The organism is Jannaschia formosa, assembly GCF_003340555.1.
Taxonomy (GTDB): domain Bacteria; phylum Pseudomonadota; class Alphaproteobacteria; order Rhodobacterales; family Rhodobacteraceae; genus Jannaschia; species Jannaschia formosa.
The window spans coordinates 1-24,446 of sequence record NZ_QPLJ01000002.1 but is presented as its reverse complement, the minus strand read 5'-3'; the positions used below and the strand labels follow the sequence as shown (position 1 = coordinate 24,446).

The 24,446-nt window shown below is 65.7% G+C and carries 34 protein-coding genes; 15 read left to right on the top strand and 19 right to left on the bottom strand.

Annotated elements, in window-relative coordinates; all coding sequences use genetic code 11:
- The first annotated feature begins 3 nt into the window (after positions 1–3).
- The 5 genes from DR046_RS02925 (at position 4) to DR046_RS24740 (ending at position 2,550) form a co-directional block, all read left to right on the top strand.
- Positions 4–1,080, top strand: a complete 1,077-nt coding sequence (locus DR046_RS02925) for a DUF2793 domain-containing protein (RefSeq protein WP_115379824.1) — start codon at positions 4–6, stop codon at positions 1,078–1,080.
- 19 nt (positions 1,081–1,099) lie between these two features.
- Entirely contained in the window at positions 1,100–1,387 is a 288-nt protein-coding gene (locus DR046_RS02920; protein WP_085378178.1) for a DUF6127 family protein, read from the top strand.
- A 74-nt stretch (positions 1,388–1,461) separates the two neighbouring features.
- Positions 1,462–2,136, top strand: coding sequence for a YcbK family protein (locus tag DR046_RS02915; protein WP_115379822.1), 675 nt, complete (start codon positions 1,462–1,464; stop codon positions 2,134–2,136).
- A complete protein-coding gene (locus DR046_RS02910; RefSeq protein ID WP_115380363.1) occupies positions 2,133–2,390 on the top strand; it encodes a hypothetical protein in 258 nt (85 codons plus the stop codon). The genes DR046_RS02915 and DR046_RS02910 overlap by 4 nt, the downstream gene beginning before the upstream one ends.
- Positions 2,391–2,418: 28 nt before the next feature.
- Positions 2,419–2,550 (top strand): hypothetical protein, encoded by a 132-nt coding sequence (locus DR046_RS24740; protein ID WP_306418022.1) that lies wholly within the window; start codon positions 2,419–2,421, stop codon positions 2,548–2,550.
- A gap of 50 nt (positions 2,551–2,600) precedes the next feature.
- Here the strand turns inward: DR046_RS24740 and DR046_RS02900 are convergent, their stop codons facing one another.
- The 3 genes from DR046_RS02900 to DR046_RS02890 form a co-directional block, all read right to left on the bottom strand.
- Positions 2,601–3,230, bottom strand: a complete 630-nt coding sequence (locus DR046_RS02900; RefSeq protein ID WP_115379818.1) for a transmembrane anchor protein — start codon at positions 3,228–3,230, stop codon at positions 2,601–2,603.
- A gap of 16 nt (positions 3,231–3,246) precedes the next feature.
- On the bottom strand, positions 3,247–3,891 hold the full coding sequence (locus tag DR046_RS02895; protein ID WP_115380361.1) for a HupE/UreJ family protein: 645 nt from the start codon (positions 3,889–3,891) through the stop codon (positions 3,247–3,249).
- A 146-nt stretch (positions 3,892–4,037) separates the two neighbouring features.
- Positions 4,038–4,391, bottom strand: coding sequence for a hypothetical protein (locus DR046_RS02890; RefSeq protein ID WP_115379816.1), 354 nt, complete (start codon positions 4,389–4,391; stop codon positions 4,038–4,040).
- A gap of 86 nt (positions 4,392–4,477) precedes the next feature.
- Here DR046_RS02890 and DR046_RS02885 point away from each other — a divergent pair, with 86 nt between their 5' ends.
- Together DR046_RS02885 and DR046_RS02880 are read left to right on the top strand one after the other, a co-directional pair.
- Positions 4,478–4,738: a metal-sensing transcriptional repressor gene (locus DR046_RS02885; RefSeq protein WP_115379814.1), complete on the top strand. Its 261-nt coding sequence runs from the start codon at positions 4,478–4,480 to the stop codon at positions 4,736–4,738.
- An 8-nt stretch (positions 4,739–4,746) separates the two neighbouring features.
- Entirely contained in the window at positions 4,747–6,066 is a 1,320-nt protein-coding gene (locus DR046_RS02880) for an MFS transporter (RefSeq protein WP_115379812.1), read from the top strand.
- Positions 6,067–6,081: 15 nt separating this feature from the next.
- Here the strand turns inward: DR046_RS02880 and DR046_RS02875 are convergent, their stop codons facing one another.
- The 7 genes from DR046_RS02875 to DR046_RS02845 form a co-directional block, all read right to left on the bottom strand.
- Positions 6,082–6,555 (bottom strand): DUF411 domain-containing protein, encoded by a 474-nt coding sequence (locus DR046_RS02875; protein WP_115379810.1) that lies wholly within the window; start codon positions 6,553–6,555, stop codon positions 6,082–6,084.
- Between the two features lie 32 nt (positions 6,556–6,587).
- The gene (locus tag DR046_RS02870) at positions 6,588–7,814 is read right to left on the bottom strand and encodes a permease (protein ID WP_209313541.1); all 1,227 of its coding nucleotides are present in this window, start codon (positions 7,812–7,814) and stop codon (positions 6,588–6,590) included.
- 88 nt (positions 7,815–7,902) lie between these two features.
- On the bottom strand, positions 7,903–8,535 hold the full coding sequence (locus DR046_RS02865; protein WP_115379808.1) for an SCO family protein: 633 nt from the start codon (positions 8,533–8,535) through the stop codon (positions 7,903–7,905).
- Positions 8,535–8,993, bottom strand: a complete 459-nt coding sequence (locus tag DR046_RS02860; protein WP_115379806.1) for a copper chaperone PCu(A)C — start codon at positions 8,991–8,993, stop codon at positions 8,535–8,537. Before DR046_RS02860 ends, DR046_RS02865 begins: the two co-directional genes overlap by 1 nt.
- A 31-nt stretch (positions 8,994–9,024) precedes the next feature.
- Entirely contained in the window at positions 9,025–9,678 is a 654-nt protein-coding gene (locus DR046_RS02855) for a DsbA family protein (protein ID WP_115379804.1), read from the bottom strand.
- Complete coding sequence (locus DR046_RS02850) at positions 9,675–10,097, bottom strand: disulfide bond formation protein B (protein WP_115379802.1); 423 nt, start codon at positions 10,095–10,097, stop codon at positions 9,675–9,677. Before DR046_RS02850 ends, DR046_RS02855 begins: the two co-directional genes overlap by 4 nt.
- Complete coding sequence (locus DR046_RS02845) at positions 10,090–10,695, bottom strand: SCO family protein (RefSeq protein ID WP_115379801.1); 606 nt, start codon at positions 10,693–10,695, stop codon at positions 10,090–10,092. Before DR046_RS02845 ends, DR046_RS02850 begins: the two co-directional genes overlap by 8 nt.
- 167 nt (positions 10,696–10,862) lie before the next feature.
- Here DR046_RS02845 and DR046_RS02840 point away from each other — a divergent pair, with 167 nt between their 5' ends.
- From DR046_RS02840 to DR046_RS02810, 7 genes are all read left to right on the top strand, one after another.
- Positions 10,863–11,288, top strand: coding sequence for a MerR family transcriptional regulator (locus tag DR046_RS02840; RefSeq protein WP_115379799.1), 426 nt, complete (start codon positions 10,863–10,865; stop codon positions 11,286–11,288).
- A 1-nt stretch (position 11,289) separates the two neighbouring features.
- The gene (locus DR046_RS02835; RefSeq protein ID WP_115379797.1) at positions 11,290–11,616 is read left to right on the top strand and encodes a YnfA family protein; all 327 of its coding nucleotides are present in this window, start codon (positions 11,290–11,292) and stop codon (positions 11,614–11,616) included.
- Between the two features lie 68 nt (positions 11,617–11,684).
- On the top strand, positions 11,685–12,452 hold the full coding sequence (locus DR046_RS02830) for a transglutaminase-like domain-containing protein (protein ID WP_115379795.1): 768 nt from the start codon (positions 11,685–11,687) through the stop codon (positions 12,450–12,452).
- Between the two features lie 36 nt (positions 12,453–12,488).
- The gene (locus DR046_RS02825; protein WP_115379793.1) at positions 12,489–13,289 is read left to right on the top strand and encodes a ZIP family metal transporter; all 801 of its coding nucleotides are present in this window, start codon (positions 12,489–12,491) and stop codon (positions 13,287–13,289) included.
- Positions 13,279–14,235, top strand: coding sequence for a cation diffusion facilitator family transporter (locus DR046_RS02820; RefSeq protein ID WP_115379791.1), 957 nt, complete (start codon positions 13,279–13,281; stop codon positions 14,233–14,235). Before DR046_RS02825 ends, DR046_RS02820 begins: the two co-directional genes overlap by 11 nt.
- Positions 14,216–14,578: a SpoIIAA family protein gene (locus DR046_RS02815; protein WP_115379789.1), complete on the top strand. Its 363-nt coding sequence runs from the start codon at positions 14,216–14,218 to the stop codon at positions 14,576–14,578. Before DR046_RS02820 ends, DR046_RS02815 begins: the two co-directional genes overlap by 20 nt.
- 510 nt (positions 14,579–15,088) lie before the next feature.
- Positions 15,089–15,574, top strand: a complete 486-nt coding sequence (locus DR046_RS02810) for a cell wall hydrolase (protein WP_115380357.1) — start codon at positions 15,089–15,091, stop codon at positions 15,572–15,574.
- A 308-nt stretch (positions 15,575–15,882) separates the two neighbouring features.
- Here DR046_RS02810 and DR046_RS02805 read toward each other — a convergent pair whose 3' ends face one another.
- Genes DR046_RS02805 through DR046_RS02790 form a run of 4 tightly spaced genes read right to left on the bottom strand, consistent with a single transcriptional unit; the run spans position 15,883 to position 19,540 of the window.
- Positions 15,883–16,797 carry a LysR family transcriptional regulator gene (locus DR046_RS02805; protein ID WP_115379787.1) on the bottom strand — a complete coding sequence of 305 codons (915 nt, stop codon included), beginning with the start codon at positions 16,795–16,797 and terminating at the stop codon, positions 15,883–15,885.
- A gap of 10 nt (positions 16,798–16,807) precedes the next feature.
- Positions 16,808–18,088, bottom strand: a complete 1,281-nt coding sequence (locus tag DR046_RS02800) for a TRAP transporter large permease (protein WP_115379785.1) — start codon at positions 18,086–18,088, stop codon at positions 16,808–16,810.
- The gene (locus tag DR046_RS02795; RefSeq protein WP_115379783.1) at positions 18,085–18,588 is read right to left on the bottom strand and encodes a TRAP transporter small permease; all 504 of its coding nucleotides are present in this window, start codon (positions 18,586–18,588) and stop codon (positions 18,085–18,087) included. Before DR046_RS02795 ends, DR046_RS02800 begins: the two co-directional genes overlap by 4 nt.
- Positions 18,589–18,595: 7 nt before the next feature.
- Positions 18,596–19,540: a DctP family TRAP transporter solute-binding subunit gene (locus tag DR046_RS02790; protein ID WP_245190787.1), complete on the bottom strand. Its 945-nt coding sequence runs from the start codon at positions 19,538–19,540 to the stop codon at positions 18,596–18,598.
- Between the two features lie 272 nt (positions 19,541–19,812).
- Between DR046_RS02790 and DR046_RS02785 the strand changes: the two genes are divergently transcribed.
- A complete protein-coding gene (locus DR046_RS02785; protein ID WP_115379778.1) occupies positions 19,813–20,697 on the top strand; it encodes a polysaccharide deacetylase family protein in 885 nt (294 codons plus the stop codon).
- A 464-nt stretch (positions 20,698–21,161) separates the two neighbouring features.
- On the opposite strand, the gene DR046_RS02780 is transcribed toward DR046_RS02785, so the two are convergent.
- From DR046_RS02780 to DR046_RS23930, 5 genes are all read right to left on the bottom strand, one after another.
- Positions 21,162–21,551, bottom strand: coding sequence for a cupin domain-containing protein (locus DR046_RS02780; protein WP_115379776.1), 390 nt, complete (start codon positions 21,549–21,551; stop codon positions 21,162–21,164).
- A gap of 122 nt (positions 21,552–21,673) precedes the next feature.
- Positions 21,674–22,060, bottom strand: coding sequence for a ParB/RepB/Spo0J family partition protein (locus tag DR046_RS02775; protein WP_115379774.1), 387 nt, complete (start codon positions 22,058–22,060; stop codon positions 21,674–21,676).
- Positions 22,057–23,367 carry a recombinase family protein gene (locus DR046_RS02770; RefSeq protein WP_115379772.1) on the bottom strand — a complete coding sequence of 437 codons (1,311 nt, stop codon included), beginning with the start codon at positions 23,365–23,367 and terminating at the stop codon, positions 22,057–22,059. Before DR046_RS02770 ends, DR046_RS02775 begins: the two co-directional genes overlap by 4 nt.
- On the bottom strand, positions 23,364–23,816 hold the full coding sequence (locus tag DR046_RS02765; RefSeq protein ID WP_115379770.1) for a DUF2924 domain-containing protein: 453 nt from the start codon (positions 23,814–23,816) through the stop codon (positions 23,364–23,366). The genes DR046_RS02770 and DR046_RS02765 overlap by 4 nt, the downstream gene beginning before the upstream one ends.
- A 214-nt stretch (positions 23,817–24,030) precedes the next feature.
- Positions 24,031–24,446: hypothetical protein (locus DR046_RS23930; RefSeq protein ID WP_209313540.1), on the bottom strand; the 416-nt coding region annotated here is incomplete at its 5' end.

The window sequence follows — 24,446 nt, the reverse complement described above, 5'->3', positions numbered from 1 at the left end:
CCCATGTCCGACGCCACGACCCATCTCCTGCTGCCCTACATCCTCGCGGCGCAGGCCCAGAAGCACGTCACCCACAACGAGGCGCTGCGGCTGCTCGACGGGCTCGTGCAGCTCTCCGTCCTCGACCGGGACCTGACCGCGCCGCCCGGAAGCCCCGCCGATGGCGACCGTTACATCGTCGCCTCCGGCGCAACGGGCGACTGGGCAGGCTGGGACCTGAACGTCGCGATCTGGACCGATGGCGCCTGGCTGCGTCTGCCACCACGCACCGGCTGGCGGGCGTGGGTCGAGGACGAGGGACTGTTGCTGGTCTACGACGGGTCCGGCTGGGTCGGGACGACTCCGGCCACGCTGCAGAACCTCGCGCTGTTGGGGCTCGGGACGACGGCGGATGCGTCGAACCCGTTCTCGGCCAAGCTGAACGCGGCGCTCTGGACCGCCAAGACCGTGTCCGAGGGCGGGACCGGCGATCTGTTCTACACCATGAACAAGGAGGCTGCGGGCGATGATCTCGGTCTGACACTCCAGACCAACTTTGTCACTAAGGCGCTGGTGGGGCTGTTCGGTTCCGACCGCTTCCGCCTCGCGGTATCCGCCGACGGCAGCACCTTCTTCGACGGGCTTAGCGTCGACAACGCCACCGGCATCGTCGATCAGCCCCGGCTGCCGCGCTTCAAGGCATACACGAACTACGACAACTATGTCGGCGTCGGCACCTGGACGAAGATCGGCCTGAACAACACCGACTATAATGATCAGGCAGCCTTCGACGCCGCGAACAACCATTTCGTGGCGCCTGTGGACGGCACCTACCTCTTCGGCGCGACGCTGCTCTACAAGATCAACGCCAGCGCCACGGCCCGCATGCGCGGGCGGCTCGTGCTGAATGGCACGACGGAAATCCGCGGCTCCCTCGGCGAAATCTCCGCGACCCACGTCTCGCTCGCCACCGCGATCTGGCTGCAGACCATGGTGCCCCTCACAGCGGGCGATACCGTCGAGTTGCAGGGGTATTTCCGGGTCGCGGACGGTTACTTCGCCGCCGATCACACGTCATTCTGGGGCTGCAAGATCGGTTGAGCGGCGGGAGGAGGACTCGATGACACCACCCCGATCCGAGGGCTTCGTCCGCATGCCCGACGCCGAGTTCGAGGCGATCCTGACCCGGGCGGCGGAGGAAGGTGCGAAGCGTGCGCTGGCCGATGTCGGCCTCGACGGCGACGAGGCCGCGCTCGACATCCGCGATCTGCGCTCCCTGGTCGACTGCATCCGGCTGGTGCGCCGCACCGCCATGCAAACCGCCGTCCGCATGATCACCACCGGCGTCATGCTGGCGCTGCTCGCCGGCATCGCCATCAAGCTGAAGATCTTCGGCGGCAGCCCGTAGCCGCGCCCAATCCCCGTTCATCAGCGCAACCGCACCCGCCCTCGTGGCGGGTTTTTCGATTTTGGAGGACCCTCATGACCACGACCTTCTACCGCCATTGGCGGGACGTAGCCGAGAGCGGGTGGCGCTGGCCGAATTTCAGCCCGGCCGAAATCGCCTGCCGGGGCACCGGCAAGCTGCTGATCAACGAACCCGCACTCGACAAGCTGCAGGCGCTGCGCGACCTGCTCGGCAAGCCCCTGATCGTCCGCTCCGCCTATCGCAGCCCCGAGCACAACCGTGCTGTCGGCGGCGCGACCCGGTCGAAGCACCTCGACGGCGCCGCCTTCGACATCGCCATGTCGAACCACGATCCGGTGGCGTTCGAGGCCGCGGCGCGCGAGGTCGGGTTCCTCGGCTTCGGTTTCTATCCGCGCTCGGGCTTCATCCACGTCGACCTCGGCCCCGCGCGCCAGTGGGGCGAGCGGTTCCCGGTTCGGGCGACGGCCTTCGCGGCTGAGACGCCGCCCGCGCGCGAGGTGCTCGCTGACAGCCGCACGATGAAGGGCGGCGGTGCGGCGGGTGTGGCGACGCTCGGTGCGGCAGGGGTCGAGGTGGCGCAGCAGGTGCTGGCGGAGACCCAATCCGCCATCCTGCCGCTCGTGTCATATCTCGACACCCTGCGCTGGGTGTTCATCGCCGTGGCGCTCGTCGGGATCGCGGTCACCATCTACGCCCGGCTCGACGACTGGAAGTGGGGGCGGCGGTGATCGGCGGGATTGTCGCGACCCTTTCGGGGTCGGGATGGGCGCGTGCGGCGCTCCGCTACGGCGTCACCGCCCTGTCAATCCTTCTGTTCCTGCTGGCCCTGCGCCGCTCCGGCGAGCGCGCCGGGCGGCTGGCCGAGCATCTCGAGACCATGGAGAGAGCCAATGACGCGCACCGACGGATGCTCGAGGCGTCGGTGCGTCGCCCTCGTTCTCGCGACGATCTGGCTGAGCGGCTGCGCGACGGGCGCTTCTGACCTCGGCAACCTCGGCGCATGTCCGCCCGTGGTCGAGTACAGCCGGGAGTTCCAGGCCCGGGCGGCCGAGGAACTGGCCCTGCTGCCTGAGGACTCGGCGATTTCCGAGATGCTGGCCGACTACGCCGTGATGCGGGAACAAGCCCGTGCGTGCGATTGAGGTTCAAGCAGAAGGCTGCGCCTGCGGAGAACCGCAGGCGCAGCCAGGCTTCAGTTCGTCTGGATGGTCTCGCTGTACTCGCCGCGCACCTGTACGGTCACGGTAGCAGGCTGGCTGTCGCGATTGCGCCAGAACCAGCCGTGCTCGCCGTCGAAAGCGGCGACAATCTCGCCTTCGTCTCCGGTCGACCCGCGGCCCTTTTCGTAGGTCACCGACTGGCCGCCACCATGACCGTGCAGGTCGAAATTGACGCGGCCGCCTTCGACCAGCATCCGGTATTCCGCGGTCTGGCCCTCGGTCATCACGAGCTTCCACTCGGCGGAGTCCCCGGGCGCCAGTGTGAAGGTGGTCTCGTCGCGCCAGACCTCCGCTTCCTGAGCATGGGCCGCCCCGACGAACAGGCCGAAGATGCCATCGAGGAAGCTGGACTGGTCGCCGCTGGTGGCCTCCAGCTCCAGCAACCGGTCGGCCTCCGCCTCGTCCGCGAGCTGGGTCTTGATCTCGCCCATCTCGGTCAGACCAAGGACGCCGCCCGCGCCGGTGGGGTCGATCCCGTATTCGGCGGGAAGCACGACCGCGACGAGGATCGCCGCCGCCGAAACCGCCGCGATTACCGTGGAGCGGAGCAATTGAGCGGAGCTGGGCAGGTCTTGAAGGCTGGGCTTCTGTGCATTGAACATGTGTCTCTCCAATTCGTTAGGCGGCCACGAAGTAGCCGGTGATCTGGTAGCCCATCAGGATGAACCCCATGGACATCATGACGACGTTGGCGGTGTAGGCCTGGCGGAAGAAGTTCGGGCTTTTCCGCCAATAGCCCATGACGATGAGGATGACGCCGAGCGCGAGTAGCTGACCGATCTCGACGCCGACGTTGAACGCCAGCAGGTTGGCCAGCAGACCCTCCGAGGCGATCTCGTAGTCGAGGATCTTGGTCGCGAGGCCCGTGCCGTGGAAGAAGCCGAAAATCAGCGTTGCGGCCTTGGTGTTCGGCTGGAAGCCGAACCAGCGCTGGTAGGCGCCGAGATTGTCGAGCGCCTTGTAGACGACCGACAGGCCGATGATGGCGTCGATGATGTAGGCGTTGATGCCCCAGCCGAACCAGACGCCCAGCAGCATCGTGGTGGAGTGGCCGAGGGCGAAGAGGCTCACGTAGATGCCGACGTCCTTCATCTTGTAGAGGAAGAAGACGACGCCGAGCAGGAACAGGATGTGGTCGTAGCCGGTCACCATGTGCTTGGCGCCGAGATAGATGAAGGGGATGATGTTCACCCCCCAGATTTCCTGGATGTAGCCGGCGTCGCCTTCGGTCACGTTGTGAGCGAGCGCCTGGCTGGGGCACATGGCCAGCGTGGTCAGGATGAGGCCGAACAGAAGGGCCGCTTGCAGCAGCCCCTGCCTGTCCGGACCCCATGAAGTCAGGGTCATGGATTCTCTCCGCAGGTAATGTCTCTGATCGTTCAAGTCGCGCCGAACGGGCGCAGGATCGATCAGGCGCGCGGAGGTCGTTCGATTCTGAAGATGGCCGAGGGGCCGCCTGACGAGGCAGCCAATCGCCATGCATCGCTGGACCCGAACAGCGGCCCGGAACGGTTGCCGAACTGGAGAAGCGCCTGACCGTGATCGTGGTCGGCTGCCTCGTGGCTGTGACCGTGCATGGCCCAGTAGAGATCTTCTTCGAAGCCATGCGAATGGCCGTGATCGGCGATCATCTCCAGATGATCCTGAAGCGTCTCGAAGATGGTCGGCGCATGGGTCGCGGCCGGCATAACGGACCAGACCGCCAGCGACAGGCAGAGCAGCGCCGCGAACGCATGTCGTCCGTATGTCCGCAGAAGTGTCACCGATCTTGCCTGTCTACTCGTTCTTCGTCGTGGCCCATTCATGGAGCCATCTTGTTCTATCCCCCCTGGGGGGATAACGTCCTTCTATGACAAAGCCCCATGTCCATGCAACCCATCCTGCCCTTGTCGCACGGCTGAAGCGCGCCGAGGGGCATCTTCGTGCCGTGATCGAAATGATCCAAGCAGGCAAGCCCTGCCTGGAGATCGCGCAGCAGCTTCACGCGGTCGAGAAGGCGGTGGTGAACGCCAAGCGCGCGCTGATCCACGATCACCTGGACCATTGCCTCGATGCCGACCATTTCCCCGCGGACCGCGACGAGCTGAAGGCCATCGCCCGCTACCTTTGAGGCCGCCCATGCTCGACATCCTCGCCGACCGCACCTACCGCCACCTGTTCCTCGCGCAGGTCGTGGCGCTGCTCGGGACCGGTCTTGCGACGGTCGCGCTCGGGCTGCTTGCCTACGATCTGGCCGGAGACGGGGCGGCGATGGTGCTGGGCACCGTCTTCACCATCAAGATGGTAGCCTATGTCGGGATTGCGCCGATCGCCGGGGCCTTCGCGACCCGTGTGAACCGTCGCGCGTTGCTGGTGGGGCTCGACGTCGTCCGCGCTGGCGCCGCGCTCTGCCTGCCGTTCGTCACCGAGATCTGGCAGATCTACGTTCTGATCTTCCTGCTGCAATCGGCCTCGGCGGCCTTCACGCCGACCTTCCAGGCGACGATCCCGGACGTTCTGCCCGACGAGGCGCGCTACACCCGCGCGCTCTCGCTGTCGCGGCTGGCCTACGATCTGGAGAACATCGTCAGCCCGACGCTCGCGGCAGTCCTGCTGGCGGTGATGAGCTACAATTCCCTGTTCCTAGGCACCATGGCGGGCTTCGCCGCCTCGGCGCTGCTGGTGGTGTCCGTGCTGCTGCCCAGTCCGAAGGCGTCGGAGCCGCGGGGCATCTACGATCGCACCACGCGGGGCATCCGCATCTATCTCGCGACGCCGCGGCTGCGCGGGCTGCTGGCGCTGAACTTCGCCGCCGCCGCGGCGGGCGCGATGGTGCTGGTCAACTCGGTGGTACTGGTGCGCGGCACGCTGGGGCTGGCTGAGGCCGCGCTCGCCTGGACAATGTTCGCCTTTGGCGCGGGCTCGATGACGGCGGCGCTGGCGCTGCCGAGACTGCTTGACCGCATTCCGGATCGGCCAGTGATGGTCGGCGGCGCCGCGGTCATGGTTCTAACGCTCCTGGCGCTTGCTGGAGAGGTCGCCGCCATTGGTCTCGACTGGCCTTTCCTTCTCGGCGCATGGCTGCTCGTGGGCTTGGGCTACTCGGCAGCGCTGACGCCGTCCGGCCGCCTCTTGCGCCGCTCGGCGCATGCCGAGGACCGGCCCGCGCTCTTCGCCGCCCAGTTCGCGCTCAGCCACGCCTGCTGGCTGGTGACCTATCCGCTCTCCGGCTGCCTGATGACGCGGTTCGGCCCCGTCGTGGCGCTGGGGCTGCTCGCAGCGCTGGCAGGCGCCGGGGCGCTGCTGGCCCTGCGCCTCTGGCCGAAGGAGGATCCAGAGGTCCTCGAGCATACGCATGACAACCTGCCGCTCGATCACCCGCACCTCCAGGGCGCGCGGAGCCACGCGCATCCGTTCGTCGTGGACGATCAGCATCCGCGGTGGGCCTCGCAGCTTTGACGTCAGGAGCAGAATTCAGGACGCAGCTTCGTAGCGCGTGAACACCTCGGTTCTGCCGTCGCGGCGGATCAGGAACACGTCGTAGGCCTCGCGACTTTCCTCCGGCCCCATCCCAGGCGAGCCGTAGGGCATGCCGGGTACGGCGAGGCCCACGGCGTCCGGACGCTCGGACAGAAGCCTACGGATGTCGGCTGGCGGGACGTGACCCTCGATGAAGTAGCCGTCGATCTCGCCAGTATGGCAGGAGATCATTTCCTGCGGAATGCCATTGTCGAGCTTGTGGCGAATAAGGAGCGTGCCGAAGCTGGTCTCGGTGGTCACCTCGAAGCCTTCGGCCTGCAGGATACGCACCCAAGCCTCGCAACAGCCGCAGTTCGGATCTTTCAGGACGTGGATCCCAAGCGAAGTCTGCGCGACGCCCAGTTGCGGGGCGAGAACGGCAAGGCTCGCGGCGCCAGAGAGAAAGCTGCGTCGGGTAAAGTTGGGCATGGCGTTTCCTCCGTTCGTATTCGTTCGCATCGTCATCCCGCGGCGTTCAGGGCCCAGCCGATCAAGAGGACCTGCGGCACCGTCAGGAGTGGCAGAAGAAGCGCTGCTTTCAGCCGCCCCGTGACCTCGCGCAGGACAAGGATCTCGGTGTAGTCCGTGGCCGCCCCCGCCATCAAGAAGGTGAAGGCATTGCCGGGCGCGGCGGCGCGCGTCATCAGATCGGCCGCGAGCGGGACGGAGCCTTCCGAACAGACCTCGATGATCGTAGCCGCTACAAGTGTGGTGAAGAGGCCGAGCAGTGTCGCACCGAACCAGGTCTCGAAGAGCTCCGTTGGCACAGTCGCCTGGATCAGCGCCGCCAGCACTACCCCGAAGAACAGCCAGCGCAGGACCATGCGGCTCGCCGGAAAGGCGCGGCGCGCGATGTCTTGCGCGAAAGCCGCGTCGAAGCGCGTGGCGCGCAGTCCTGCCCTCGCCTCGCGCCAGACGTGGAAGTCGGAGGGCAGGTCCACGCGGTTGGGGTTCGGCTTCACGCGGCCCGCGCGCTCCAGCGCCTCGACGGCGAGGCCCGTCACCAGCGCGATCAGCAGCGACGCCACAAGGAAGACCACCATCCACTCCCAGCCCATCAGCACGCCGAGGATGATCGTCAGCGACAGCGAGTTCCAGGGCGAGGCGATGAGGAAGGCGAAGACCTGGCCCAAGCTCGCGCCGCGCTCGTAGAGCTTCGCGCCAACCATCAGGACGCCGTGGTTGCAAAGGTCGAGCAGCACACCCGCGAGCACGGCGCGGACGAGGCTTTTGGCCCCTTGGTCGCGGCCGATGATCCCGATCACGAACTCGCGCGGCACGCGGTCTATGAGGCCTACCGCGAGCATGCCGACAAGGATGCCCCACCACATCAGGTTCATCATCTCCTGCACACCGTGCGTGAAGACGCCGAGCCCGAAGGCTGCGTCGTGGGGCAGGAAGAAGGCGGCGATGTAGGCGACGGCGATCACCGCGCCGGAGCCCCAGAGGAGCCAGTCCACACGTCGCCAAGAGGCGGCATCCGCGCCCGCCGCGGGACCGCAACAGGAGGAGGCCATCGTCGCGGAGGGTCCACCGCAACAGGACGCGACAGCCGTCTCGCCGCCGCAAAGGGACGCCGCCTTCGCGGAGGCCAGACGCGGCGGCGGATCGCCCGGCAGGACAAAGCTGCCCGCATCGAAGGAGGAGGTCGCGGTGCGGGACTTGGCCCGCTGGCTGATCTCGTTCATGTCGCCGTCTCCGTCATCTGGCCTGAAGATGGGACCTCCAGCAACTGTAGGTTCAAGAGGGTTTCGGAGGAATCTATCATGAGGTCGTTCATCCCGTCCCGGGCACGCTGCGCTCCATGGCGCGGCGGATCTTCGGCAACGCGAACTCGCGCGGCTCGTGATAGTCGATGATGCTGACGAGCGCCCCTGTTGCGTCGAAGAGGAAGACACCGGCGGTGTGGTTCATCGTGTAGTCGCCGCCGTCGAGCGGGACCTTCTCGTAGCGCACCCGGAAACCGTCCGCCGCGCGCGCGATCTTCGGGGGGCTGCCGGTCCAGCCGCGGATCTGCGAATGGAAGTAGCCGACATATTCGGACATCGTCTCGACGGTATCGCGCTCGGGATCGACAGTAATGAGCACGACGTCGAGCGCCTCCGCCTCCGCGCCGAGGCCGTCGAGCCAATGCGAGATGTCGGCCAGTGTGGTCGGGCAGACCTGCGGGCACCAGGTGAAGCCGAAGAAGACGAGCGAGGCGCGGCCGAGCAGCGTCTCCGGCCCGACCGGTTGCCCCTCGTGGTCGGTCAGCGCGAAGTCCATGGCGGTCAGCGGCAGCGGGCGCCCGGCGGCCGTGGCGGTCTCCGGCGCACCGGGGCCATCGATCTGCCACCAGCCCACGAAGAGCGTGGCCGCGAGTGCGCCAAGCCCGAGCGCGCAATACCGCAGGAGCGCGCGCCGCCGCATCATTCCGCCGGACCCCGCGCCGCCATGCCGAGGATTGGCACCTCGACCGAGGCTTCCGCGCCATCGGCGAAGACCAGCGACAGAGTATAGCTCTCGCCCTCGACCATCGGACGCTGCAGGTCCATGAGCATCACATGCAGGCTGCCGGGCTCGAGCGCGACCGTCTCGCCAGCGGCGATCTCCACCTCCTCCATGTGCGCCATGCGGGTGACGCCCTGCGCATCGGTGGTTGTGGCATGGATCATCGGCATCACCGCTAGGTCGGTGCGAAGCCCCGTCACCACGGCCGGCTCCGTTCCCTCATTGCGAAGCGTCATGTAGGCGACGCCGGGCCGGCTCGTGCCGATCGAGGCGCGCGACCAGGCGTCCTCGATCACCACGTCGTCCCCGCCGGCAAGTAGAGGCGGCGCGGCGGCCAGAAGGGCAAGGGCCAGTACGGCGGTCGCAAAGGGTCTCATGTGTCGTCTCCAGAATCTGTGCTGCATCCGGTCAGGACCCCGCACGGCGAACCTCGTCCGCAACGAGCGCGCGGAGTTCTGCTTCGCCGAAGGGGTCGAGCGGACGATTATTCACGAAGAAGGTGGGCGTGTAGCGAACGCCTACCTCCTCCACGTCGGCTCGGTCCTGGTTCAGAACCGCGACGACATCGGGCGAGCGGATCTGCGCTTCCGCCGCCGCGACGTCCAGCCCGACCTCACCGGCGATCTCGATGATCAGGTCGGGTCGCAATCCGCCATGGGAGGCCCAGCGAGGCTGCTCGCGCATCAGCGCGTCCATCACCGGCTCGAACACGCCCTGCATCCGGGCGGCTTCCAGAACGCGAATGGCGACCTCGGACACCTCGCCGTGGAACGGCGTGTAACGAACCACGACGCGCACGGCGTCGCCGTGTTCGGCCATGATGTCCTTCACGATCGGGTGGAAGGCGCGGCAGGCCTCGCAGGCCGGGTCGAAGAACTCGACGATGGTGACTGGTGCCTCCTCGGGCCCCAGAACCGGCGACCACGGGCGCACCAGCGCCTCGGCCACTTCCAGCGGAACGGTCGCGACCTGCGCGTCCGGGCGTGAGACGACCCACGCACCACCCGCGAAGAGGACGAGCGCGAGCGCGAGGATCGAGAGGATGAGCGGTCTGCGGGTCATGCGGGAGTACCCTTTCGCGAGAGGGCGCAAAGCGCCGCGATGGCAAAAAATGACAGAAGGGCCAGGGCCGGGATCGGCACGCCGAGGATCAGCTGGTTGGCGTCGGTGCAGGAGGGCCCGGTCGCTGCACAGGGCTGGATGCGTTCAGGGATCAGCCCGACATAGAGCGCCAGGTGCCAGACGGCGACTGCGCCTCCGGCCAACGCCAGGACGATGCCATAGCGACCGACGGCAAGGTCGCGCCACCAGAGCCCGAGCCCGAGCAGGACGGCGAGCGGGAACATGAAGGCGCGCTGGAACCAGCAGAGCGAACAAGGCATCTGGCCCAGCACCTCGCCGAGGAACAGCACCGCGAGCGATGCCCCGAGTGCCAGAAGCCACGCCAGCCACAGCGCCGTCTCGCCGCGCAGTCTATCCATGCGCGTCGATCCGGGCGCTGAGGTCCGCAGTTATATCCGGGGCGGGCGTGCCGTAGCCGTAGAGCCGCACGAACGCGCCCTCGGGGTCAAACAGGAATACCTGGCTCGTATGGCCCATCGTGTAGCCGTCAGGCGCGGCCTCCTCGGGGACGCGTTCGTAGAAGATCTTGAAGGACGCGGCGGCGGCCTCGATCTGTTCCGGCGTGCCGGCGAGCCCCAGGATCGACGGATGGAACTGGGGCACGTACTCGGCCAGCGCCTCGGGCCGGTCGCGTTCGCTGTCGACCGAGATGAAGAGCGGCTGCACCGCGTCCGCCTGCGGACCGAGGTCGTCCATGACCTGCGCGATCTCTGCCAGCGTGGTGGGGCAGATGTCGGGGCAGTTGGTAAAGCCGAAGAAGACGAGGCTCCACTGACCCCGGAAGTCCTCGGCCGTGCGGACAACGCCGTCATGGCCCGTCAACTCGAACTCGGCCACCACCGAGGACGCGGCGCTTTCCGTCACCTCCGGTGTGCGTGCGCCAAAGAGCGCCAGCCCAACCGCCCCGAGCGCGGCGACGGCCACCACCGCCCAAAGTCCCTTCTGAAGTCCCGTCATCTGCCCGGATTGCCTCGCAATTCACCTGCTTGATCGCCGCTTACAAGCTACAGTGGGTAGAGGTTCAAGCACTTTTTGAATCAGGGCAGCCGTCCTGACGTCCTCGTGAAGCCTTGTCCGCCATCGAAGGAAAATCTACACAGACTGTAGCACTTAGGAGGCATCCCATGCTCGCCATCGGCACGCTGGCCAAGCGCACCGGCACCAAGGTGCAAACCATCCGCTACTACGAGCAGATCGGGCTGTTACCGGAGCCCGGGCGGACCGAGGGTGGACAGCGCCGCTATGGTGACACTGATCTGGACCGTCTCGCCTTCATCCGGCACGCGCGCCAGCTCGGCTTCACGCTCGAAGCGACCCGGGAGTTGCTGGATCTCTCCGACAACCCGGACCGTTCCTGCGCCGAGGTGGACGTCATCGCGCACCGCCAGTTGAAGGAGGTCGAAGTCCGGATCTCTCGGCTTGAAGCCTTGCGCAAGGAACTCAAGCGCATGCTTCGGGAATGCAGTCGCGATACTGTCTCTGACTGTCGGGTGCTCGAAGTCCTTCGCGATCATTCCGCCTGCCTTGCGAACCACGACAAGGGCGTCTGAAATGCCGGCGGTGCTGATCTATCCGCTGGCCGCGTTGGCCGAGATCGCCGGCTGCTTTGCCGTCTGGGCCTGGTGGCGGGGCGGTGCGTCCGCGCTTTGGCTTCTGCCGGGCATGGCCAGCCTCGCGCTCTTTGGCTGGCTGCTCGCCCAAGTCGAAGCGGGCTTCGCGGGGCGCGCCTTCGCGGCCTATGGCGGGGTCTACATCGCGGCGTCGATTCTCTGGATGTGGAGCGCCGAGGGGCAAAGGCCGGATGGATGGGACTTGGCCGGTGGAGCCCTCTGCCTCCTTGGTGCCGCCGTCATTCTCGCCGCACCGCGCGCCGTTTGAGATATGGCTTGAAGCTACAGTCGCTGTAGCAATTACACAGATCATGACCCGATTCGAAGGATACGATCATGATCGACAAGACCCGTCTGCTTGACCCTACGCCGCTTCTCGACTTCCGATCCGAAGGCATCGTCCGTCTGATCGATGAGCGAGGATGGCGAGCGCTGACGGAACATGAGCGCATCGGCGCCGCATACGACTTCGTCCGGAACGAGATTCTTTTCGGGTACAACCGTGCCGACGACATTCCGGCCTCCCACGTGCTCGCGGATGGCTACGGCCAGTGCAACACGAAGGGGACGCTCCTGATGGCGCTCCTCCGCGCGCTCGATGTGCCGTGCCGTCTGCACGGTTTCACCATTCACAAGGCGCTCCAGCGCGGCGTCGTGCCGGAAGCGGTCTACCCGATCGCGCCGGAGGAGATCGTGCACTCCTGGGTCGAGGTCTTGACCGGAGGTCGGTGGATCGAGCTCAAGGGGTTCATCCTCGACAGCGCGTTCCTCGGCAGCTTACAGCAGGCTTTCGGCGACACCGAAAGCCTATGCGCCTACGGCGCCGGAACCGACTGCCTGAGCGCGCCGCCGGTCGAATGGACCGGCGGAAACACCTACATCCAGAAGACAGGCATTACCCGCGACTTCGGAACATTTGACACACCGGACCTGTTCTACGGAAAACACCGGCAGGCTTTTGGTCCGCTCCGCGACGCGATCTATCGCAGGATCGTCAGGCACTGGATGAACGCGCGGGTGCGCGCGATCCGCGAGGGGAGCCTCCTACCGGTTCCGGTCCCCAAAGAAACAGAGTTGGCGTCTTCGGGGTTGCCTCAACCATGACGGAGCGTCGCGACTGTTGCTGAGGAGAAAGCGTACATGGACGGATTATGGCTCATCATCGGCCTCGCGCTTCTGCCGGGGCTCGGCAACTTCGCAGGAGGCATGGTTGCGGAATTCGTGCAAACGACGCCGCGATTGCTGAACCTCGCCCTGCACGCCGCCTCGGGCATCGTTATCGGTGTCGTCGCAATTGAGTTGATGCCGGAAGCGCTTGACAACCTCGCGGGCTGGTGGATCGCCCTGTCCTTTGCCCTCGGCGGCGCAGCCTACGTGGGAACCGAGATGCTGATCGGGCGGCTGTCCTCGTCGTCGGGCGGCAGTTCGATGTGGTTGATCTACGCCGCCGTGGCTGTCGATCTTTCGGGTGACGGCCTGATGATCGGGTCCGGCTCCGCCGTCGCCACGTCGCTCGCCATCGTCCTCGCTGCCGGTCAGACCCTGGCCGATTTTCCCGAGGGTTACTCGGTCATCGCGAATATGCGCCAGAAGGAGGTAGCTCGCAGACGGCGCATCCTCGTCTCGCTTTCGTTTCCGCTCTACTGCCTCGGCATGGCGCTGATCGCATGGTTCCTGCTGCGTGATGCGCCCGACGCCGCAAAATATGTCGCCCTGAGCTTCGTCGCGGGTCTCCTCACGGTCGCCGCCGTCGAGGACATGCTTGAGGAGGCGCACGAAGCGGCGTCCGACAACCGCATCTCGACCCTCGCCTTCGTCGGGGGGTTCGCACTCTTCGCGCTCGTCTCCGCCGGTCTCGAAACAGCGTTCGGCGAGGACACCGCAGAAGAGAGCGACGAGACCGCCCTTTCGGCTCAAGAGGAAATCAACCATGCCGCATGATCATGGTCACGCCCACATCGACCCGAAGTCGGGAGACCGGCGCGTCTCCATCGCGATCTGGGCGAACGGTCTTCTGACGGTCGCGCAGATCGCCGGCGGGATCCTCTCGGGCAGCCTCGCCCTGATCGCCGACGCGCTTCACAACTTCTCGGACATGGCGTCGCTCGTCATCGCCTTCGTTGCGCGCAAGATCGCGCGGCGCCCGGCGGACGAGCGCATGACCTTCGGCTACGGCCGGATCGAGATTGTCGCGGCGCTCATCAACTACACGACGCTGATCCTTGTCGGATTCTATTTGATCTACGAAGGCGTGATGCGGTTCATCGAGCCGACGGAGGTGCAGGGCTGGACCGTGGTGATCCTCGGCGGCGTAGCCCTTGTCGTGGACACGCTGACCGCGGTTCTCACCTACTCGATGCAGAAGGGCAGCGTGAACATCCGCGCGCTGTTCCTGCACAACCTCTCGGACGCGCTGGCCTCGGTCGCGGTCATCGTCGGCGGAACGCTCATTATCCTCTACGACCTGCTCTGGGTGGACCCGGCGATCACGATCGGTATCGCGCTCTACATCCTCTACCTCGCCCTCACCGAGATCGGCGGGCCGGTCCGGACGCTGATGCTGGGAAGCCCGCCGGATATCGACAGTACGGCCGTCATCGAGGCGATGCGGAGCGTGGACGGCGTTGCCGACGTTCATCATGTACATCTTTGGCAGATGCAGGAGCACGAGGCGGCACTCGATTGCCACGTGGTCGTCACCGCGGATGGCTGGAAGCGAATCGAGGCCATCAAGGTCGATATCAAGGATCGGCTGAACGAGCGCTTCGACGTCACCCATTCCAGCCTTGAGTTCGAACACGAAGAAAACGCACACCAGAACGCCGACCTCTACGGTCACGGAAAATCGGCGCGAAAGGAGGGAAATCATGTTCACGGAGACGCTTAAAGATTATGAAGACGTCGTCGGAATTGCCTGCGAAGGCAAGCTGACCAAGGACGACATGGAGAGCATGCACGCTCTGCTACACGAAAGACTGGCGTCGGCCGACAAGCCGGGGATGGTCGTCGACCTGACCGGCTTCCAAGGCTACGAGGGTCTATCTGCGCTCCGCGAAGACATGCAGATGGACACCGCGCACCGCAACGACTTCTCCCGCATCGCGGTTGTCGGCGACAGTAAGTGGATGGAATGGGGCACGTCGCTCGCCAACGCAGTGACCCGAGCAGAGATGCGGTGGTTCGATGCTGGCGAGGCGGAGGCGGCAAAGGAGTGGGCACGCCAGCGCTGAGCTCGCTCATCGTCGACTCGGAAAGTCGAACGTGCATGAAAACAATGACTTGGATGGTGGAGAAGGTTGGACGTCAGACCCATCCCCTCCGCCACCTGCCTTCGCGAAAGCGTTCTCCCGATCCGGCTGCGGCCGTATTTTTCCGTTGTTTTCGAGGGTTATGCGGGAGCGGCTGAGCACCGGCCCTGGTGCCAGGACGCTTGAAAACGGTCTCTCACAGCTGATATTCTCTGGACCTCATGACTGCGCCATTTTGGTGAACAGCTTGCAAGTACCGGTCTGCGAACGGTTTTCCAAGCGATGATGCTGAACACTTCGACGCCGGGGGCAGTCGCGCGCATGGAACTGGGATCGAACATTCGCCGCAGGGATGAGGCTCGAAAGGGAGCAGCCTGAGGGGCTAGCCCGGTGTTCGGCATTGAGGCGGGGCCCGTGATCTGTGTAGCCTCGTTTCGAAGAGCCAGAGAACTCGACGAGCAGTACCGCGGATCCACTATGAGCATCTCGACCATGAGCCGGTCGCTCGGAAAGGGCTTCGCCGCCCTGTTCCTGCTAACGGCGTGCGGCTCACTCCAGAGGCCGAGCGAGACCGAGTGCATGGAGCGGGCGATGTACTTCGAGTCTATCCGCTCGAGCCGGGACGGCCTGATCGCCGTCGGCAGCGTGGTCATGAACCGGGTCGCCTCAATCGACTACCCGAACACCGTCTGCGGCGTCGTTTCTCAGCCTAACCAGTTCGCGCCGGGCGTGATGACCCGCCCCATGGACAGCCGGTCGATGCCGCTCGTTCAAGAGGCGGCCCGGTCGGTCCTGGCCGGGCAGCGGCATCCTCTGATCGGCAACGCCGAGTTCTTCCACGCGGCCACCTACGACGCGCCGTACGACAACATGCACTACGTGCTCGTCGCCGGGGGCAACGCCTTCTACGAGCGGCGGCGACCAGAGCTCGTCACCCAGCCGGTCCCGCCTCCGCCTACGGAGGGGATGGTGAGGTGACGCGGGAGGGGCCCGTAACTTGGCGGGTGCCTGATCGACATCCGGCTCGCGTGTTGAGACCTGTGTCGCCACGGAGGTCAGGGTGCAGGAAGGGCGGGGGCGGACATTCGCTGCGCCGACCGCCAACGACAGCAATGCGCAGGAAGATAGCGATGCGAAGCTGGTTGCAGCACTCTGGCCGACGCGCGCGACCCGCGCTGAGCAGCCGAACGGCGATGCTGCAGTCCACTATACCCAGCAGCTTCCGCAGCGCCATGGCGGCCTGCGCGGCCGCCTGCCAACCGAAGCCAATGCTAATTTCAGTGATATTAGGAACGTCCAACCGACGAGAAGGTATTCAAGATTACGCTTCTCAGCCATTTCTGACCTGGTTCCCGCTCCGTCCTGAGGTCCCAGCAAAGATCAAAGGAGAAAACAACCTCCTCAAGTGGCAGCGGAGCTGAAACTAAACGGCTGAGACGCGGGTCCAGCGACAAGAGCCGTCGTGGTGCGATGGCGATGAGATCGGAATTCGCCACGATGTCCGGAATGTCAAACCAGCTAGCGACCGTCATTGGCAAATCGCGCCGCAAACCGCGGGCTGCAAGCGCGTCGTCGATGACCGTGGTCCCTGTCGCCGACTGCGACAGCTTTACGTGCGGTAGTGCGGCGTAGAGCTCGGCTGTCATGGGTTCGTCAGCGCGTGGGTGGTCGGGGCGCATGAGCACGACGATATCGTCGGCCAGCAATCTCTGGCTCCGGACCATCTCGGGCTTGAGCCGGCCGGGCGTCAGGCGCACCTGCATGTCAACGCGATCCCATACGCTCTCGGAGGAAACCGAGAAGGGCAGGATGTCGATGGACACGCCTGGCGCCTCGGCCTGAAGACGGCGGGCCAGCTTGGGCAGCAGGAACCCTGAGACGTAATCGGCTACCTGGATGGTGAAGACCCGCTCGGCTTCGACTGGAACGAACAGGTGCTGCTGAGAAATCGCCGTCGAGATGAAGCCCAGCCCGCGCTCGATATCGGCATTAAGATCGCGCGCCCGGTCGGTAGGCCGGACACCGTCAGCGGTGCGGAAGAACAGCTCGTCGTTGAGCATGACACGCAGTCGCCCCAGCGCGTGGCTGACTGCCGATGGCGACAAGCCTACTTCGTCCGCCGCGCCGGCAATCGAGCCACGGTTCATGATTGCGCGGAAAATGACCAGCAGGTTGAGGTCGAAGTTGCGCAGGTTCACCATCGCCCGGCGCTCATCGCAGCAGGTCGACGATGGCCAGCGTCACCGGCGGCACGAAGGCCACCAGCAGCAGAACCACGATCATCACCCCCAGCATCGGCACCAGCGGCCGCGCGATCTGGCCGATGCGCAGCCCGCTGATCGCCGCGCCGACGAAGATCGTGTAGCCGAAGGGCGGTGTTGCCATGCCGATCGTGAAGTTGATCGCGATCATGGCGCCGAATTGCACCGGATCCATGCCCAGCTGCTCGCCGATGGGCACCAGGAACGACGCCAGCACGATCATCGCGGCGAGGTTGTCCATCACGCACCCGATGGCGAGCAGCGTCAGGTTCAGCATCAGCACATAAAGCACGGGTGTGTCCGAAAGCCCCGCGAGGCTGTCGGTGACGCGGCCGGGGATCTGCTGGAAGGCCATGATCCAGCCGAAGCCATTGGCCAGCGCAATGATGAACATCACTATGGTCATCGTCCGGAGAGAGCCACGGGTGACCGGGCCGATGTTGGCGGGGGTCAATTCGCGATAAAGGCCGAAGCCGAGGATCAGCGCGAACACGGCGGCAACGATGGCCGCTTCGGTCGGGGTGACGATGCCACCGTAGATGCCGCCCAGCACCACGATCGGTCCGCAGAGCGCCCACTTCGCCTCGTTGAAGGCGCGCCACACCTCGGCGCGGTTGGCCTTGGGCTGGGGGGCGATGCCGTGACGGCGCGCGTGCCACCAGCACAGGATCATCAGTCCTGCAGCCAGCAGCAGTCCCGGCACGATACCTGCCAGGAACAGGTCGCTGATCGACGTTTCCGACATGACGCCCCAGACCACCATCGGGATCGAGGGCGGCAACATCGGACCGATGATCCCGCCCGCCACGGCCAGCGCGGTGGCGAAAGCTCGGGAATAGCCGCGCTTTTCCATCTCCGGGATCATGATCGCGCCGATGGCAGCCGTGGTGGCGGGGGCCGAGCCCGAAAGGGCGGCAAAAAATGCCGCCGCCAACACCGCGACCATGCCAAGTCCGCCGGTGCGGTGCCGCACCAGCACATCAGCGAAGCCGACCAGCCGTCGCGAGATACCGCCCGCGGTCATCAGGTCCCCCGCGAGGATGAAGAAAGGGATCGCCAGCAGGCTGAACGATTGTGTGCCCGACACCATCCGCTGGGCAAAGATAATCATGTCGATATCCGCCGTCCAGAATGCGGCGATCGTGGCGAGTCCGATGGCCAGCGCCAACGGCACACGCAACAGAAGCATGGCGGGCAGGCCGACGGCCAAGGACAGAACGGTCAGGGTCATGTGGCGGTCTCGCTGGTTGTCGGGGTGATCGCCGGTCCGATCAGGAGGGCCGTCGCATGCAGGATGAACAGCGCACCACAGACCGGCACGGCAAGATAAAGCACCTCGATCGGCAGCTGGAGCGCGGCGGTCTTCTGCCCGGATGTGCGCCCCACATAGGCCATGCCTGCCGTGAGCGTGACGCAGCCGAACAGCAGTGCCAACAGCGCCACGAAGCGATCCGCCCAGACGCGCAGCCGCGGCCAGCCTGCCGGAACGGTCTCGATGGCGACATGGAAGCCCTCACGCAGCCCGACCGTCGCGTAGAGCAGCACCAGCCAGGCGAAAAGGATGATCGCGGCCTCTTCGGTCCAACTGGGCGGTGCGCCGAGAAAGTAGCGCATCAGCACCTGCGTCACGAGCAGGCCGAGCATGATGTAGATGATCCCCATGCACAGCGTGGCCACGAGCCGCGATGTCACGCGGCTCGTGGTCGAGATCAGCGATGCGACGGCGCGCATGACGTGCTTACTCGGCCGCGACGGCGTCGAGAGCGGCCTGCATCAGATCGGCCCCAATGGTCGGCTCGAAGCGCTCGTAGACGGGACCGACCTTCGCGCGGAAGGCGGCCACGTCTTCGATGTCGTTGATCTCCATGCCTTTCGCCTTCAGGGCGGCGACCACCTCGGCCTCGGCTGCGGCGACGGCAGTGCGCTGCGCCTCAATCGCGACCTCGGCCGCGTCGAGCACCGCCTGCTGGACGTCCTCGGGCAGCCCCTCGAAAGTGCGCTCAGCCATCAGCAGGTGAATTGCGGAATAGGTGTGGCGCGTGAAGCTGAGATACCTGGTCACGTCGGCATAATTGTTCGAGTTTACCACCGAGGTCGGGATCTCGAGGCCGTCGACGGTGCCTTGCTGCATGGCGGTAAAGACTTCGCCCCATGCCATCGGGATGGGACTGCCGCCCAGCGACGAGAACATCTCGATGAACACGGGATTCTGCATGGTGCGATACTTGACGCCTTCGACATCCTCGGGCGTGCGCACCGGGCGCATGTTGTTGATCATGTTGCGGAACCCGCCCTCAGCGGCGCCCAGCGACACGACGCCATGCTGGCGCAGGTTTTCAGCCAGTTGATCGCCGACCGGCCCGTCCAGCATGTCGTGCGCCTGCTCTGCGCTGCCGAACAGGAACGGCAGATCAACCAGCTGGTAGGTCGGCTCGATGTTGGCGACCACAGCATTGGTGATGATCCCCATGTCGATCGTGCCGAACTGCAGACCCTCGAGGATTTCCTTGTCGTCGCCAAGCTGCCGGTTGGGGAACAGTGCCACCTCGACCCGGCCTGGCATGGCGGCCTCGATGGCATCCTCGAAGGCATGCGCGGCGATGGCGTAGGGGTCCGTAGGACTGTCCGCGGTCAGCCAAGCAAGCTTCAGCTCGATCTCGGCCGCAGGCGCGGCGGTGGCCAAGGCGGCGGTCGCGGCCGCGGCGCAGGCCAGCCGATGTGCAAGGTTTGTAGTCATGTCTTCCTCCCTTGATCCGCCGGGGTCAGGTTCGGCGGGACTGACTACACGCTACAGGCGGACAATGCCCTGCACGAAGTGCATAATCAGCAGTTCTGACTGCATCCCGTTCATGAACTACCATGCACCCGGTGCAGCTTGTGCTGCAAGGATTGTAGTTCTTGCATGTTCTGACGGCCGCTAAACGGGGACAAAGCCGTACCCGAGGGAGCCTGCACATGACCGATGTAAAGACCACTTTCGAGACGCGCGCGCTTCAGGGCGACCTATGCTGGCCCGGCGGGCGGCGCATCGCGGTTGTCTTCAACGTCGCGTGGGAGATGTGGCGTGACGGCGCGACCTCGGGGGTGGGCCCCATGGGTAACGTGCTGCCAGACGGCATGCTTGATCCGAACGCAGACTCCTATGGTCGCTACAATGTTGCAGCGGGTAGCCGAAGGCTGCTGGACATTCTAGAAAGGCATGGCATTCGCGCCAGCATCCTGACTTCGGGTCTGGTGGCCGAGCGCCAGCCCGATGCGCTGCGCCGCGCAGCGCAGAGCGGGCATGACATCGTTGGCCACGGGCTGGCACAAGACATGCTGGGTCCTGCGTTGAGCGCCGAGGAAGACGCAGCATCCATCGCGCGCAGCACGGCCGCGATTGAGGCCGCAACCGGCGCGCGCCCCTCTGGCTGGGTCAGCCCGCGTGTCACATCCGGGCCGGATTCCCAGCAGAGGCTGGTCGAAGCGGGCTATCGGTGGCATGGCGACGCTCTCGATGCCGACCGGCCTTATGTCCAGGTTTTCCCCGAAGGCGAGATCCTGGCCGTTCCGATGTCGGTCGAGTTCAATGACTTGCCGCATGCGATGCGCTTCGGCCGCACGCCAGGGCAGTTCGTCCAGATGGTGACCGAGGCGATCGAGGGCATCCGCACGCAGCCGGCCGAGACTATCATTCTCGACATATTTGCGCATGGCCACTGCTACGGCCGCCCTGCCGCTGCCTGGGCGATCAACGAGATCGCAGCGCGTTGCGTTTCTGACGAGGCCCTTTGGCTGACGACGCGCACGCAAATTGCCGAACACTGCTTTTCTGAAATGGATGGGCGGCAGTGTATCTGAGCGACGAAGACGCGGCCAAAGTTCGATCGCAGGCACAACAGAGATGACCTCGGTCGCTTCACGGGAACTGTCAGCGCCGCGTAGCGGGCAAAAAATATGTAGTGTCTTGGCGATTGTCAGGCTCCTAGCCTCTGTCACAAGTGCGACGGCTGCGGCAGCAACGCGGGTTCACTACGGGCTGGCATAAGCCGTTCGCCGTATACTTAGCGAATGTCCGGACTGGGCCGTCCGTGTCGAGGCGCGCCTCGCTGCACGCGCGAACTCGCGGTGGCAGTCCGCTGTCAGCAAGCGCTCCAAGCCGACCTTGGCTGCGCGAGGCATGAAGGTCCGGTGAGGGCTGGTTCCGACCCGACTCGAGCAGCGCCGTAGCCGGCGGCTCGTGGGCGGGGACGAAGGAGACAATCAGCGCTTTGCACGGGAGGCGGGAGGATGCCCACGTGGGGCGGGAACCAAACCCCGCAATATTAAGCGAGATCGGTTTGTATCCAGCGCGGGGAATGATGTACGTCGATCGTCCGCAGCCGGCCCGGCCCGACGTTCTCGAAGCGATGCGGCACTCCCCTGGGGCCGAGAACCACTTCGCCGGCTCCAGCTTCGATAGTGGTCTCGCCGACGAAGAATCTCGCTCGACCCTCGATGATGATGAAGGTCTCGTCATAAGGGTGGACGTGCAGTCGCGGCCCCTCGCCTGGAGTGTCGTTGCCGTAAGCCAGCACGGTAACTGCACTCTGGATCAAGTCCCCGTTCATCGAGCCCTTCCAAGGTCCGGGCGCCTCCGGATCGAACAGGAGGGCCTTGCCTGGCGGCCGCTCGTCAGCTTGAACCGTGCTCGGGTCGAAGTCCTTCCGGGCCATGGCTGCCTCCGCTGTGATCTGAAGCCATCCTGTCCGTCGAGCGCAACAAGCACAACGTGTTCGTCTATGCGGCGGTGGCTTTCATGATCGGGCTACGGAAGGTCAGTGGCTGCGGTAATCCTTCAACGCAGAAGCGCCGCGAGTTGGCCATACCACTCCACCGAAAACGGCTCCATCACTCGCGCCAGCGTGACCTCCGACCCCTGCTTCCCGTCCAGGATCGTCTCGACCATGTCGGGCGCGAGCAGTGTCAGCCGCAGAACGCGGGTCATGTAGGACGGTGCGATCCCCTCCCGCTCAGCCAGTTCGGCGATGGTGGCGAACTCACCGGCTTCCAACATCCGCTTCCAGCGGAATGCGCGCGCAAGTGCCTTGACGAGGGTGGTGTCTGTCCTGCGTGGCTGGGTGGCCCCCTCCGGCAGATGCATCTCCCTGCGCCCGCCGCGCTTCACGACGCGAAATGGGACGTGGAGCGTCACCAATTCGGAGGTCGGAGCCGCGCGAGTCATGCAGCTTCTCCGATGCCGCCGGCCAGCATCTCGCGCGTGAGGCCGACCAAGCCGTCCACGCGCAGCCGTACGTTCAGCCCCTCAGTGCTGATGTCCACGCGCTCGACCAGCAGCGCCACGATGCGTGCCTGCTCGGCGGGGAAGAGTTCGTCCCACAGCGGGTCAAGCTGCTGCAGCGCTGCGCGGGCGTCGGCCTCGGTGATGCCGTCAGCATGGGCGCGCGCCGCTTTCCACGTGCCCGCCACGATCTCGGACTGGCGGAACACGGCGCGCAGCTGGTCGATGACCGCAGCCTCGATCTCGCCTGCGGGCACCCGACCGACCGCACACGCCCCCGCGCCATGCTTCAGCACCGTCTGGCTCACGTAGTACCGATAGAGCCGGTCACCCTTGCGCGTGTGGGTCGGCGAGAAGGCCGCGCCGTCTGGCCCGAACAGCAGCCCCTTCAGCAGCGCGGGCGTCTCGGCGCGGGTGTTCGCGGCGCGCTTGCGCGGGCTCTCCGTCAGGATGGCGTGGACGCGCTCCCACGTCTCGCGGTCGATGATCGCGTCGTGCTCTCCGGGATAGCTGTCGCCCTTGTGGACCGCCTCTCCGACGTAGGCGCGGTTGTTGAGCAGCCGGTAGAGGTACTTCTTGTCGATCCGGTTGCCGCGCGGCGTCCGGAGGCCCCGCGTGCCGACCTCCCGCGCCAGTTCCGTGCAGGACCCGATCTCAAGGAAGCGGGTGAAGATCCAGCGAACTTGCGCGGCGCGCTCGTCGTCGATGACCAGTTTTCGGTTTTCGACCCGGTAGCCGTAGGGCGGCACTCCGCCCATCCACATGCCCTTCTTCCGGCTGGCTGCGACCTTGTCGCGGATGCGTTCGGCGGTGACCTCCCGCTCGAACTGGGCGAAGCTGAGCAGGATGTTCAGCGTCAGCCGCCCCATCGACGTGGTCGTGTTGAAGGACTGGGTCACCGAGACGAAGGTCACCCCATTCCGGTCGAACACCTCGACCAGCTTGGCGAAGTCAGCCAGCGAGTGGCTGAGGCGGTCGATCTTATAGACCACGACCACGTCGACCAGCCCGTCCTCGATGTCCTCCAGCAGCCGCTTCACGCCAGGGCGTTCCAGCGTGCCGCCCGAGATGCCGCCGTCGTCGTACTGATCGCGGACCAGCACCCACCCCTCGGATCGCTGGCTGGCGATATAAGCCTCGCAGGCCTCGCGCTGGGCGTGGAGACTGTTGAATTCCTGCTCGAGTCCTTCTTCGGAGGACTTGCGTGTGTAGATCGCGCAGCGCTGTTTACGGAGGATCGGCTTCGTCATGTCCGCCCCCGCCGGTTCTTCAGTCCGAAGAACACCCAGCCATTCCAGCGCGTGCCGGTGATGGCGCGGGCGATGGCGGAGAGCGACCTGTAGGGCCGCCCCTGCCATTCGAAGCCGTCCGCGGTGACGGTGACGACATGCTCCACGCCTTGCCACTCGCGGATCAGCCGCGTGCCGGCGATTGGCAGCGTGTCGGCACGAACGCGGCTCTTCTTTCGGTCGCCGCCGTCCAGTTCCTCGCCCAGTCGCTCCAGTCGCCGGATCGTCTCGGGCTTCAGTCCGCCGTAGGCCAGTTCCTGGATGCGGTAGGCCAGCCGGCTCTCCAGGTAGCGGCGGTTGAAGGGCGGCGGCGCGCTGTCGAACAACTCGCGCCATTGCGCCTTCAGATCTGGCGTCGGCGTGGTCTTCAGCGCGGCCAGGCGCGCCGGGATCGGGTCGTGCGTCGTCATGCGGGTCTCCTCTGCGTCGGAGTTGCATGACCGCTCCGGTCGGGCGGAGAGTGTAGCGGAACGTCTCCGCCAGCCGCGATGTCGACCGCGTCTGTGCGCATCCGGAGACGGATCAGGCCGAGCGCGAGCAGCCGGCAGAGTTCGGCGCGGCGCTCTTGCGGGGTCATGGCGGCGGGCGGGAGCGGGTTCGAGCCGCGGGCGGAGCATCGGTGGGTCATCGCAGCCGCAGCCCCTTGAGGCCGCGATAGTCGCTGCGGCGCCCCTCCTCGAAGCCCCGGGCCTTGAGTTCCTTCACCAGGCTGCGCTGCGTCCAGCCGGCGAGCCCCTGCCTCTCGGCCCAGTGGTTGAAGCGGAGGATCAGATCGGCCCCCGAGACGACGGCTTCGGGATCGTCGATCGCAGACCCTACTCGATGGACCTTCGCGAACGGATCTGGCGCTACATCGCCGCAGGTCATTCGCGACGGGCAGCCGCGCAAGTCTTCGGTGTAAGCGCCAGCACGGCGGTCTGGTTGGCGGCCGCTCATCGCGACCAGGGGGTGATAACACCGAAGCGGCAGGGTCGCGCAGCGGGGACCGCGGGCAAGCTTTCGCCCCACATGGCGTTCTTGACCGAGATCGTCCGTGCGGA